Origin of the sequence: Rhizobium sp. AG207R (assembly GCF_027109195.1) — a bacterium.
GTDB lineage: Bacteria > Pseudomonadota > Alphaproteobacteria > Rhizobiales > Rhizobiaceae > Rhizobium > Rhizobium dioscoreae.
Genome location: NZ_JAEPVT010000022.1, coordinates 1 through 12,644, shown reverse-complemented (window position 1 = coordinate 12,644; position 12,644 = coordinate 1). Strand labels below are relative to the sequence as shown.

The 12,644-nt window shown below is 58.4% G+C and carries 10 protein-coding genes and 2 pseudogenes; 5 read left to right on the top strand and 7 right to left on the bottom strand.

The features are described 5' to 3' along the window. Positions 1-23 precede the first annotated feature (23 nt). Complete coding sequence (locus JJQ51_RS32525; protein ID WP_113355660.1) at positions 24-980, bottom strand: HD-GYP domain-containing protein; 957 nt, start codon at positions 978-980, stop codon at positions 24-26. A gap of 68 nt (positions 981-1,048) precedes the next feature. Then, positions 1,049-2,881, bottom strand: a complete 1,833-nt coding sequence (locus JJQ51_RS32520; RefSeq protein WP_269245849.1) for a bifunctional diguanylate cyclase/phosphodiesterase — start codon at positions 2,879-2,881, stop codon at positions 1,049-1,051. A gap of 104 nt (positions 2,882-2,985) precedes the next feature. Here JJQ51_RS32520 and JJQ51_RS32515 point away from each other — a divergent pair, with 104 nt between their 5' ends. The 3 genes from JJQ51_RS32515 (at position 2,986) to JJQ51_RS32505 (ending at position 7,859) form a co-directional block, all read left to right on the top strand. Then, positions 2,986-3,456 carry a hypothetical protein gene (locus tag JJQ51_RS32515; RefSeq protein WP_173004684.1) on the top strand — a complete coding sequence of 157 codons (471 nt, stop codon included), beginning with the start codon at positions 2,986-2,988 and terminating at the stop codon, positions 3,454-3,456. Positions 3,457-4,770: 1,314 nt separating this feature from the next. Then, complete coding sequence (ligD, locus tag JJQ51_RS32510) at positions 4,771-7,443, top strand: DNA ligase D (protein WP_269245848.1); 2,673 nt, start codon at positions 4,771-4,773, stop codon at positions 7,441-7,443. Next, positions 7,440-7,859 (top strand): DUF4112 domain-containing protein, encoded by a 420-nt coding sequence (locus JJQ51_RS32505; protein WP_269245847.1) that lies wholly within the window; start codon positions 7,440-7,442, stop codon positions 7,857-7,859. The genes ligD and JJQ51_RS32505 overlap by 4 nt, the downstream gene beginning before the upstream one ends. Before the next feature lie 30 nt (positions 7,860-7,889). Here the strand turns inward: JJQ51_RS32505 and JJQ51_RS32500 are convergent, their stop codons facing one another. The 5 genes and pseudogenes from JJQ51_RS32500 to JJQ51_RS32480 all read right to left on the bottom strand — a co-directional run. Then, positions 7,890-8,162 (bottom strand): hypothetical protein, encoded by a 273-nt coding sequence (locus tag JJQ51_RS32500; protein WP_269245846.1) that lies wholly within the window; start codon positions 8,160-8,162, stop codon positions 7,890-7,892. A 13-nt stretch (positions 8,163-8,175) separates the two neighbouring features. After that, a complete protein-coding gene (locus tag JJQ51_RS32495) occupies positions 8,176-8,475 on the bottom strand; it encodes a DUF982 domain-containing protein (protein ID WP_113421328.1) in 300 nt (99 codons plus the stop codon). Positions 8,476-8,549: 74 nt separating this feature from the next. Next, positions 8,550-9,026 (bottom strand): Hsp20 family protein, encoded by a 477-nt coding sequence (locus JJQ51_RS32490; RefSeq protein WP_152096724.1) that lies wholly within the window; start codon positions 9,024-9,026, stop codon positions 8,550-8,552. A gap of 227 nt (positions 9,027-9,253) precedes the next feature. Continuing rightward, positions 9,254-9,709, bottom strand: a pseudogene (locus JJQ51_RS32485) (ATP dependent DNA ligase); the annotation flags it as partial. Positions 9,710-9,889: 180 nt separating this feature from the next. After that, positions 9,890-10,305: pseudogene (locus JJQ51_RS32480) on the bottom strand (IS110 family transposase); the annotation flags it as partial. 516 nt (positions 10,306-10,821) lie between these two features. On the opposite strand from JJQ51_RS32480, the gene JJQ51_RS32475 reads away from it, so the two are divergent. After that, on the top strand, positions 10,822-11,505 hold the full coding sequence (locus JJQ51_RS32475; RefSeq protein WP_269245845.1) for an invasion associated locus B family protein: 684 nt from the start codon (positions 10,822-10,824) through the stop codon (positions 11,503-11,505). Positions 11,506-11,521: 16 nt separating this feature from the next. After that, positions 11,522-12,644, top strand: a 1,123-nt coding sequence (locus tag JJQ51_RS32470) for a ShlB/FhaC/HecB family hemolysin secretion/activation protein (RefSeq protein ID WP_269245844.1), incomplete at its 3' end; no start/stop codon positions are given.

The window sequence follows — 12,644 nt, the reverse complement described above, 5'->3', positions numbered from 1 at the left end:
TCTTTCCGTGCCAGATAACAAAGCTAGTGTAGCGTGCCGCTTATGACCATCTTCGAGACGAACGCTGACAGGAGATTCTGATCGAAATGCCCGGAAGAGTTCATCATCGTATTGATGGCTTCAGCCTGTGAGAATGCCGGCTTGTAAGGGCGGATGGTTGTCAGCGCCTCGTATACGTCGCAAATGGCAGCAACGCGTGCGACGTACGGGATCTTCCTGCCCGATAAGCGATCGGGATAACCTCCGCCATCATACCGCTCATGATGGAAACGGCAGATATCAAGGACCTCGGCCGGCGCCGACCCTGCTTTCGCCACCATCTCGTAGCCCTTTTGCGGATGGGCGCGAACAAGATCCATCTCCTCGCCGGTCAGTTTGCCTGGCTTGTTCAGAATGTGATCGGGAATGGCCATCTTTCCAAGATCGTGGACGAGGCCGCCTAGACCGAGAACACGGACATCTTCTTGCCTGTGGCCGAGACCCCGCCCGAATGCGATCATTAAAGCGCTGACGGCGAGCGAGTGAAGAAACGTGATCTCGTCCTTTTGCTTGAGCTTGGCGACAGCAATGAGCGCGCCGGTGTTGTCGAGCGTCTCCAACATGATGCGCTCCACGGCAGTGCTGGCAGCCTCGTCGGCGAAACAACCGTTCACGCGAGCATCCTCCAGCACGTGGCGAAGATGCGGTGCGACATCATGGATCGACTGTCTTGCGCGGCTGATCTCGCTCTTTGAGAATGCGTTCAGCAGCTGCGCCTCGAAGCTCTCCGGTCCGTTGCGTTGCGGCATGCCAGCGACATCTGCGCCCTTCGTGATATCGATGACGACGCTTCTGACATGTTCATTAGCAAGCCTTCTCACCTCATCGCCTCTTGAGACCAGAAAAGGCTTGAAGCGCGCAGCACCGACCTCGGTCGCGAATTCCATGTCGTTGATGAACATGCCGACCCGGAGCTGGTTCAATGGGATGCGTTTGAGCATTTATGATCTTCCTGAAAGTCTTGCATTATCGACTGATGAAAACCACGCGTATGAAAGTGATGAAGGAGCTATCTTAGCTGGAGCACCTTGAGTGGCTCCGAGAAGGAGCCGCTGGGCACGAGCCGTTGGCCATGCGCGCTCAAGAACTGTCCTGCTTTCATGGCGTCCATCGCTCTGGCGAAAAGGTAGCCTTGACCAAGCTTGCACCCGAAGGCTTCGAGACGGGAGGCTTGTTCTTCGTCCTCGATACCTTCCGCCACCACGCGGATACCAAGCTTATCTGCGATCGAAAGCACGCCCTCGACGATCACCATCCCGGCGTCACCAAGCCTCGTTTGGTCGATGAAGGATTTGTCGATTTTGATGATGTCGACCGGCACCGTCAGAAGATGGGTCAAGGACGCATAGCCGGTCCCGAAGTCGGCGAGCGCGACTTTCAGGCCCTCTAAGCGCAGCGCTTTGATCTCATCCGCCACAACGTGGTCTCGCTGTCCTAGGTAAACGGACTCCGTCACCTCGAGGATTAGGTGCTCAAGGGGAACGTTAGCATCTTCGAACACTCGGCAGATTTTGTCACGCAGTCCACCCTTGCGGAAGTCTGCAGCCGACAGGTTGACGCCGACATGCCGCAGAGGAAGCCCACCGTCGAGCCATGTCCGCATGTCCTTAGCAACTTTGCTCAACATTCGTTCCGTCAGTGTTGAAGCAACGTGAGCGTCTTTGGTCGCCTCATGAAAATGAGCTGCTGCGACGATGTCGCCGGAATGGGTCTTCATCCGGCATAACGCCTCAAGGCCCACAGCCTCGCGTGTATCAAGTCGCACGATCGGCTGGTAGTAGGCCTCGATGCGGTTGTCGGATAGTGCAAGGCTGACGTCTCTTATCGCCCTGAAGCGGCGCGTCAACGCTGTCCCGAGACCGGAATGGTACTCGACGAATTGTCCACGGGCATGTTCCTTGGCGTGGTAGAGCGCAATGTCTGCATTTTGCCGGGCTTGCTCGGGATTGATATCGTTGGTAGCCAAAGCGCCGCCGAGTGTCGCCGCAGGAAAGATGACGTGACCCGCGCAATCTGTTGGAAGCTCGATTTCCCTCAGGATCTGAGCCGCCTCGCTCTGCAGATCGAGCTCGCCTCCGCCGACAACGATGACTGCAAATTCATCACCACCGAGCCGATAGCTCCTTTCCCTGCCCGCGGCTGCCGCGATGCGCTCCGCAACAACGCGGATCAGAGCATCGCCAGCCGCGTGACCAAACGTATCGTTTACCATCTTCAGGTTGTCGACATCGGCGATGATAATGCCCCAGCCGTGATTTACAGGCGGTGCCAGGGTTCGAAGAGCGAGATCGAAAGCAGCCCGATTCCGAAGCCCGGTGAGGCCGTCCGTGTATGTCAGACGCTGACGCTCCGCCACCCGTTCTTCACGCTCGATTGCGATCGAGCAGAGATGCACACACGCATCCACGATCGTCTGCTCAAGCTCACTTGGTCCGCGGCTCTCGCGGTAGTAGAATGCGAACGTGCCGACCACCCGGTCCCCGCTCTTGATGGGACTTGACCAGCAAGCCTTCAGGCCAAGCGGGAGAGCGACTGCCGCGTAATCGGTCCACCTAAAGTCGGTTTCTATGTCGGTGACAACAACGGGCCATCCATGGAAGGCGGCGGACCCGCAAGAACCCGAGTGAGGCCCCACTTTAAGATCGTCCACAGCGGCTGAATACGACGCTGGAAGTGACGGCGCCGCCAGCGTCGATAGACGGACGCCATCAGACTTTAAGACGGTGGCCGCAATACCGGGAACCGCTGCTTCAACCTTTGAGCATAGTGCTGAAAGCGTGGTCGCCAGCGGTTCGCCTTTGGCAATCATTTCAAGAATGGCATTCTGCAATTCTAGGATCATGAGAGGGCGTCTCGAAAGGGAAGCCCTCTTTAACAGTCGCGATTTCAGATCAAGTTACCGTATCGGTTAAATATTGATCAATCTGGCGGCGTGCAGGACGCGAGATGAACAACTTGCGTGATGTCCGATGGGATTGGTGGGTCGGTCGATGTCCCCGCTCAACCGCTTTACAGCTTTGCTTGCTCGACGGAGCTAAAACGCAAGGCTCTGCCGTCTGCCGCGACTATGGCGTCCATCTCCTCTGCGAGCCCATCCCGATCATCGACACCACGCAAGAGACGGCCGGCCAGAGCATCGAAACGCCCAACGGCGATATCGGCAATCAAGAGACCAGCCGGTTCTCAACGCGATCCAAGCACCTTCCGGCGGAACAACCGCGGCCTCCGCAAGTCGCCTCGCGCAGGCAAAGTCAACGTTCGATACCGGTTCGAGCATGGAAACATCGCCGTCCCTTTCTGCGTCAGCTCTTGCGTCCCAACAAATGCTTGTCACAAATTCGTCGTCAGGTGGGTTTCATCAACATCACGCTTGACGCGGCGACTGCAACGGGAGTTGAAAGTGAAAACGAACCGTAGGGTATTTGTTGCCGGGTCTCTTTTGGGAGCCCTGGCCGGGAATATGAAAGCCTATGCGGGCGACGTCCGATCGCCCCCAACTTCCGGAGATTATAAGGTGATACAGAGCTTTCGTGACGGGATCGCCCCACCGTTCTCAAAAGGAACTGTGAAAAAGGGAGGCGCTCTTTTTTCAAAACGCAGAAAGCGCTCGACGACTATGGTGATGGATCCTCCCAAACGCAGCTGATGGAGAAAGGAGACCTGGTCGTAGTTCCAGCTGGACGAGAAATCATCCTATTGGATAATTTTACCGAATTTCGTGGGCGCGCCCACGTTGACGGAATCGGCGACGGATACGTGATACTGAATGGTGAATTTTGAGGGCGCGTGAAGAATTCAACAAGCTAATTACGCAAACATCTGATTGATGTTCTCGATGAGCCCACGTGGCCCGATCCATTCGCGGAGGGTCTTTCGCCAACTTCATGATTATTACGCGGAGCAAATACGGCAGACAGTCTCTTACATCTTCAATCAAATTCTGGATGCTTTACTGGAAATTAAAGGGCACTGCTGCTCCGAAATCGGCCCGTCGCCCTGATCAAGGCTGTCGTTTTGGTCGGCAATGGCCAGACACTCGAACCATCAAGAACGACGCTCTTGACGAGGTACGAACCGCCTACCCTGTTAATTGCGTCCGGTTTGAGCGGATCAAGTCGTTGCTTGGGTGGCGCAATTTTCGAGTACAACCTAAAAAATCTCGCAGGTGAAGGCACACTTGATGTCTCCAAGTGCGGGATCCGTGGTAGCGGACATATTCCACGCATGAAAACGAAAAAGCCTGCCGCGGGAGGAGGTGCGGCAGGCTTTTCGAAAATAACCGAACAGCAACTGGGAGGAGGAGGGTTGCTGTTCCCGCACACGCCTTGGGAGGAGGAGGACGTCTGCATATCGAACCGACGCGGGAGGAGGTGCATCGCTTCGATAGCCACATCATACGGGTTCTCCTCGCCTATTAAATAGACTTTGCCGCAGCGCAGTCATGCTGAAAGCGCATATCAATTCCGACGGGCCAGGTCGGTCATTCAGAGCTGATGGCGCTCTTGCCCAACTCCCTTGTCCAACTCCATGGAACAAAACGATTATCTGTCGCCTTTTGCTTGTTGAGGTCGCGTGCTGTGTCAACCGGACGTGACAGGGATGACGAACGCGATGATTTTTCCGGTTTCTCATCGCGGCCAACGAAACGGCAATCGAGCGTATCACCTGTCCGGCCCGCGCCTCATCCCGTCTTCATCCGAGGCGGGAGGCGGATTTGTACTGAGGACTGCCATGGCCAGCGACAAGCTATCAACCTATAAGCAGAAGCGCGATTTTAAGAAGACGCAGGAGCCGAGCGGCGCAGCGAAGCTGAAGGCATCGAACCGCAGACGCTTCGTCATCCAGAAGCACGATGCAACGCGGCTGCATTACGATCTGCGACTCGAACTCGATGGGGTGTTCAAGTCCTGGGCGGTGACGAAGGGGCCCTCGCTCGACCCGCATGACAAGCGGTTGGCGGTCGAGGTCGAGGACCACCCGCTCGACTACGGTGATTTCGAGGGCACTATCCCGAAGGGACAGTATGGCGGCGGCACGGTAATGTTGTGGGACCGCGGCTACTGGGAGCCCGAAGGCAGCAAGACGCCGGAGCAGGCTCTCGCCAAAGGCGATTTCAAATTCGCCCTGGAAGGTGAGCGGCTGCATGGCAGCTTTGTCCTCGTGCGGATGCGCAATGATCGCGACGGCGGCAAGCGGACCAATTGGTTGCTGATCAAGCATCACGACGATTTCTCGGTCGAGGAAGACGGCGCGGCCGTCCTTGAGGAGAACGCAACCTCAGTCGCCTCGGGCCGAACCATGGAAGCGATCGCCGCCGGCAAAGGCAGGAAGCCGAAGCCGTTCATGGTCCAGAGTGGCGACGTTCAGGCGGATGCGGTGTGGGACAGAAACCACGGCCTTGCTGCGGAAGAACGCAAAGCCGAAACCAAAACTAAAAGGAAATCAGCCCCAGCCAAAGCTGCCAAGCCAGCGAAGTCCGCAATGCCCGACTTCATCGCGCCGCAACTCTGCGAAACGCTGGAACGGCCGCCCTCGACCGAGGGCTGGATCCACGAGATCAAGTTCGACGGCTACCGCATCCAGGCACGCATTGAAAACGGCGAGGTGACGCTAAAGACCCGCAAGGGCCTGGATTGGACGGCAAAATATCCGGCGATCGCGACATCGGCTGCAAACCTGCCTGATGCCATCATCGACGGGGAGATCTGCGCCCTCGACGAAAATGGTGCGCCTGATTTCGCCGCGCTACAGGCGGCGCTATCGGAAGGAAAGACCGACGCACTGGTCTACTTTTCCTTCGACCTGTTGTTTGAGGGCGATGAGGATCTGCGGCAACTGCCGCTCACCGAGCGCAAGGATCGTCTGCAGAAATTGTTGGATGATGCCGGCGAGGATCCACGCCTGCGGTTCGTGGAGCATTTCGAGACCGGCGGAGATGCCGTCCTGAAGTCGGCCTGCAAGCTGTCGCTCGAAGGCATTGTCTCGAAACAGGCCGACGCGCCGTATCAATCGGGCCGTACGGACACCTGGGCGAAGTCGAAGTGCCGCGCTGGCCATGAAGTCGTCATCGGCGCCTATGCCAAGACCAACCGCAAATTCCGCTCACTGCTGGTCGGCGTCAATCGCGGTAGCCATTTTGTCTATGTCGGCCGGGTCGGCACGGGCTACGGCGCTGGCAAGGTCGGTGTGCTGCTTCCCAAGCTGCGCGCGCTGGAAACGGCCAAGTCCCCGTTTACCGGTATTGGGGCGCCGAAAGAGGAGCCCAACGTCGTCTGGGTGAAGCCGGAACTTGTCGCGGAGATTGAGTTTGCCGGTTGGACCGCCGACGGGCTGGTGCGCCAAGCAGCGTTCAAGGGGCTAAGGGAAGATAAGCCAGCAGGGGAAGTCATCGCGGAGAAGCCGATCGAGCCAGCTGAGGTGGAAACGCCCGATCCGGAGACAAAGGCCAAACAGAAACGGACCGCGAAGTCGCCGCGCAAGGGCGGCAAGGAAGCTGTCATGGGCGTGTTGATCTCCAACCCGGACAAGCCGCTCTGGCCGGAGGCCAATGATGGCGAACCGGTCACGAAGGTGGAACTGGCCCGCTACTACGAAGCCGTCGGTCAATGGCTGATCGACCATATCAGGGGGCGGCCATGCTCGATCATCCGGACGCCCGATGGCATTGGCGGCGAGCAATTCTTCCAGCGGCACGCTATGCCGGGAACGTCGAACCTGCTCGAACTGGTCAAGGTCTTCGGCGATAAGAAACCCTATCTGCAGGTTGACCGGGTCGAGGGCCTTGCCGCCATCGCCCAGATCGGCGGCGTCGAGCTGCATCCCTGGAATTGCGAACCGGGCCAGCCGGAGGTGCCGGGCCGTCTCGTCTTCGACCTTGATCCCGGTCCGGACGTCCCCTTCTCCACCGTCGTCGAAGCCGCTCGGGAAATGCGTGACAGACTCGAAGAACTGGGTCTCGTCAGCTTCTGCAAGACCACCGGTGGCAAGGGTCTGCATGTCGTCACGCCGCTCGCGGTACCGAGGGGCAAAAAGCTCACCTGGCCGGAGGCAAAAGGGTTCGCACACGATGTCTGCCTGCAGATGGCACGCGAGAACCCTGAGCTCTATCTGATCAAGATGGCCAAGAACCAGCGTAACGGCCGGATCTTCCTCGACTACCTCCGCAACGATCGAATGGCGACCGCCGTCGCGCCGTTGTCGCCCCGCGCGCGGCCGGGCGCGACGGTATCGATGCCGCTCACCTGGAGCCAGGTGAAGGCAGATCTGGATCCGAAACGCTTCACTATCCGCACCGTGCCAGCGTTGCTGGCCAAGACGAGCGCCTGGCAGGATTATTGTGACGGACAAAGGTCGCTGGAGCAGGCCATCAAGAGACTGGGCAAGATGACGAAAGCGGCAGCATGACATACGAACGAACGCGTAGTCAGTACACGGATTTCCGCAACATGGACCGTCTGGCCCGCCTTCGCCGCATGCGTGGGTTGGCGCGGCTCATGGACACGGCGTTACGCATTCCCGCAACGCGCTATTCGTTTGGTGCAGATTCCATCATAGGGTTGGTGCCTGTTGTCGGTGACTTTGCCGGCGCTGCGATCAGTCTCTACATCGTCAACGAGGCGCGGCGGCTTGGCGTGCCGAATGACAAGCTTTTTAAGATGCTGGTCAATATTGGTTTCGACGCGGCGGCCGGGAGTGTGCCGTTGGCCGGGGACCTGTTCGACGTCTATTTCAAATCCAACCGCCGTAATCTCGACCTCGTCCTAGAACACTTCGGTCTCGACCATTCCGATCTCGATCGCAGACGGTCGCCACGCGAATGAACCGGCACGTTCGGCCGGCACGCTCACTCACTATCCGTAGCACCGATCCAGTTCTTTGAGGGCAGCCTGCACTTTACCCATGGAAATCGGGTCGGGTGTTCCAGGCATGTGGCGGAACGCCGGCTTGGAGTCGATCGCATAGAAGTGCGAAGCCCATGCCGCCAGGACGGTCCGCTTGTCGTCTGCGGAGAGCGCGGTCGCTTTCACCACGTCAAGAGGCCGCTCAATCTGCATGCCCTGAAGCAGGATCGTCGGACCCATCGCAGCGGCACTGCTTGCGCCCTGCTCCAAAATCCCGTGCATCTCGGCCGCCTCCTTAGCGAACGTGCGGCTCTTTGTCGTGCCTACGGCGGGAGGCGGCGATCACGTCCGTTTCCGGCGCCAGCAGATCGTGCTTCTCAGCAAAGGCAGCAAACAGGCCGCGCGCGGTCTCGGCTTCGATCTCTCCGCGAAGGGCCGCCTGACATGCCTTAAGGGCAATGGAATGCGCCGTGTCCCCAGACGAGGCGGGCCAATCGGCAAGGTGCCGGTAGGCGTCCATGACGGTGTGGACCTTCGTCGGAAAGCCAAGGCCGACGAGGATGGTCACAGGTTGTCTGAACATGTCGGGTTTCATCGCTCTCTCCTTCCCAACCCGGAATGTTAATGGGCGCCACCGCCGTGGCGCCCTTGTTGTGCAGAGAATGCGGGTTACGCTGCCTTTTGCGCCTCGATCTGCGCCGGGGCGACTTTTTGTGAGAGAGCCGGGTTTGCCTGGATATCGATCTTGCGCGGCTTCAAGGCCTCGGGAATCTCACGCACCAGATCGATCGACAGCAGTCCGTTCTGCAGATTGGCGCCGTTCACCCTGACATGGTCGGCAAGCTCGAAGCGGTGCTCGAACGGCCGGCTGGCGATGCCGCGATGGAGATAATCGTCATTGGCGGTCTCCTGCTTCTTGCCGGTGACCGTCAGCAGGTTGGACTGGAAGGTGATGTCGAGATCGTTCTGGGCAAAGCCCGCGACCGCAATCGAAATCCGGTAGCTGTCGTCGCCGGTCTTGACGATGTCATAAGGCGGCCAATCGCTGATCGAACGAGCGCGCTGAGCATTTTCGAGAAGATTGAAAACCCGATCAAACCCGACGGTCGAGCGGAACAAGGGTGCGTAGTCGTAAGATGTTGCCATAGCCATATCCTCCTTGAAGCAACATGGGTACGGAAGCGCCGAAAGCCGCGCTTCCAGCAAGGCCAACCCTGTGTTCAGCAGCTGGCGGCAATCGATTTGGTTTTTGAGAATTTCGGATTCAAGAGCGTCAGCGGAAAAAAATAGGACTTGATAAGGCCACCCCCATCGGCTCAGTCGAGCTCGTAGACCGCAGCATTGTCCTGGATCTCACGCAGCCCTTTGTAGGATTAGTGTCGCAGATTGCCGTCGTCGGTCCAGCCGCGGAATTCGATCTCGGCGATAAGCGTCGGCTCCGCGAAGAGGTAATTCTTGCCTTTGAGCGGCACGACCGGATTGCGCCTCTTGAGCGTGTCGAGCGTCTTCTTCAGGTAGGATGCGTCGTTTTCCTTGAAGCCCGTGCCGACGGCGCCGACATACACCCAATCATGACCGCGCCGGGCTGCCAGCAGCAGACTGCCGATCCCGCCGCGCGCTACGGCCGACTGTTCGTAGCCGACGATCATGAAACTCTCGCTTTGCACACATTTGATCTTCAGCCAATCGTCGGTTCTGCCCGAGCGGTACGGACGGTCCCGGTCCTTGGCGATGATACCTTCCAATCCAAACGACCGGGCGTTCTCCAGAAGCTCGGCGCCGTCACCCTGCACCTCCTCGGAAAGCTGTATCGCGCCAACGGCTCCGTCGAACAGGGGTCAGAACAAGATCAGTGCGAAATCATACGCTCTCATGAGCGGTTTAGGTTTTCCGGACGCGTTTAAGTTACCCCGCTGACGCGAGGTTGGTCAAATGATGCAGCCTGTGCAAGGTGCTGGAGATGGCGGTCCGAACCGATGGATCATACTCTCATCCGCGGATTTCACCGCCAGCCAACGCCAATGGATCTTCGTCCAGTATGGCCGATTATATCGAATGCCATGACGAAGCAGAAAACTCATGAGTTGCTGCTTGGCGAGCTTCAGCGCTTCGAGAGCCTGTTTGCGGGTTCGGATCAAATCCCGCATGGCCTCCTGCTCTTCATCTGGCGTCCAGATCGGTGTGAGTTCTCCGGCCCGTCATAGCCGCGCCAGCATCTCGGCGTCTCGGCGGTCGGTCTTGATCCGATCACCGGCGCGGCGGGGGATCATCGCCGGGGAGACCACAGCGCAATCAAACCCGAGCTTTTTAAGCAGACGGTGCAGGCCGTATCCACAGGGACCCGCTTCGTAGCAAAAGACAGGCCGGCACCTGTCGCTGCAAGCCGTTTCGTCAGCCGCAAGACGGAATCGGCACTGTTTTCGACCGCGAGGGGAATATGGCATAGGCACTGTTGCCTGCACGCGACAGATTTGCCTGACTGCAGCGCGAACTTTCTTCCAGCCCTCCGACCGGAGCGAATCGTGCGTTCTTCTTGCACTGCAAGCTAATTGGTTCCGTGAGGGGATCAATGGGCGAGTTTTGCTATTTCAGAAAACGCGGGACGAGCTTTGCCGATAAATCCGCCACTCGCTCAAGATGTCAATTTCAGTGCGTGTTCTTGGCTGAACCCCTCAACCTTTCGTCGAAAAACTGAAGGGAAGAAAGTTTATCCTTCAAGCAATTGAGCGCATTTGTTGCATAACCGACACGCCACCCCGAAAACGAGCGCAAGTTATTGTAGTGGTACCACTACTTTATGATGCATAGATTAGAATTCTGCTATGTAGCGGCCAGGTCCCAAGGCTTCTTTCGTACTGCGTTGCTTCAGAAATCCGGTGAACGATCGATGGACAGAGCTCTCTTTGTCCACTGGAAGATTGTTGTTTTCAGGAAGGTTTTCATGACATTTTCGGCGCTGGCAAAGACATATGCCATCAAGTCCCTCGCACCCGTAATCATCGCTACATCGGCACTCTATGCGTTGCCGGGTTTCGGGCAGGAGCAGCCGGCACCAGCGGCAGACGCACCTGCCAATGCAGGCGTTGGCCAAAGTCCCGCTCCAGCGGCAAATGCGCAGCAGCCGACAGCTCCGCAGGCTCGAGTTCAGAAATTTGACGACTGGTACTATCGCTGCATCGACGGCAAGGCGGCTGACGGTTCGGCGATCACGAATTGCGAAGTGGCGCAGATCGCCACGGTCAAGCAGGGCGACCAGGACGTCAACGTTTTGACATTGGCGATCGCCAAGGTGGCGCCACCCGCCGCGTCGGATAAGAAGGCCGCAAAGCAGCCGGCAGCCGATCTGGTGCTGACGACACTCGTGCCACTCAACATGTACCTGCCCGCCGGGCTTAGCATTGACGCGGCTGATAAGCCCGTCGTGCAGCTTGCCTACCGCAACTGCAATCAAGCGGGCTGCTGGGCGCAGCAGAAGCTGGATGGCAAGATGGTTGCAGCCCTTTCCAAGGCCGCGGATGGTACCGGCCACGTCCAGATGATGAATGGCCAGAAGGTCAACATCAAGTTCTCGCTGAAGGGCCTGTCGTCCGCGCTTGATGCGCTGCAGAAGACCGCTTCCAACTAACCGGGCAGGCGCATTCATGAAGTCAGCCCAGCGATCCGCTGCCGCTCGGTACGGTCTCGATCTGGCCGCCCGCTCTCTGATGGTGGCAGCTTTTGTCGTCTCGCCCGCAATGGCGCAAGTAGCTCCATCGACGCCGAATGACGACTTCGCGCGCCGTCAGGCGCAGGAAGCGGAACAGCAGCGGCTGCAGAGCTTGGGTCAGATGACCCCAAAGCCTTCTGCGGCCGAAGGTCAGCAGCCGCCGACGACCGGTGGCGGCAAGTCCGGCCCGTGCTTTGCCATCACCCATATCGAGGTCGAGGGCGTCACGCAGTTTTCTGCCGGTGCGATCGACAAGGTGACGGGGCCTTATGCGAACCGCTGCGTCGGCGTCGGTGATATCAACGCACTTCTGCGTGACCTGACGCATCTCTATCTCGACAAAGGGTTTGTCAGCTCCCGCGTCTATGTGCCGGCGCAGGATATCGCCAAGACCAAGGTGCTGCGCCTCGTTGCCGTCGAGGGCACGCTTGCCGACATCTACATCAACGGCAAGCCAGCGCCTGGCTCCGGCGTGATCGCCACGGCCTTTCCCGGCATGAAGGGCGAGATCACCAATCTGCGCGATATCGAGCAGGGTCTCGACCAGATCAACCGCCTGACCTCCAACAACGCCAAGACGGCGATGCTGCCCGGCAAGACGGATGGCACCTCCATCCTCAACATCGAGAACAAGCCCAACCATCCTTGGCATCTGTCATTCGGCAGCAGCAATCTCGGTGAGGCACAGACCGGCTATTCCAAGAGCTCGGCCTCGATCGGCTACGACAATCTTTTCGGCATCAACGATCAGTGGAATTTCGGCTACGAGCATACCGGCCCCGATTACCCCTGGCGCGATGATGGCCACGGCAAGAGCAACAGCTATTCCGGCAATGTCAGCGTGCCCTATGGCTATTGGACCTTTTCCGCCAATGGCTCCTGGTACGAATATAACAGCTCCGTTCCGGGTAATTTCGGGCCGCTCAATACATCAGGCGACAGCAAGCAGGTTGGCATCGGCGCCGATCGCGTAATCTTCCGGGACAAGGATTCGATCACCACCTTCAACAGCGGCCTGACCTACAAGGAAACCAACAATTTCCTGCTCGGCAACAGGA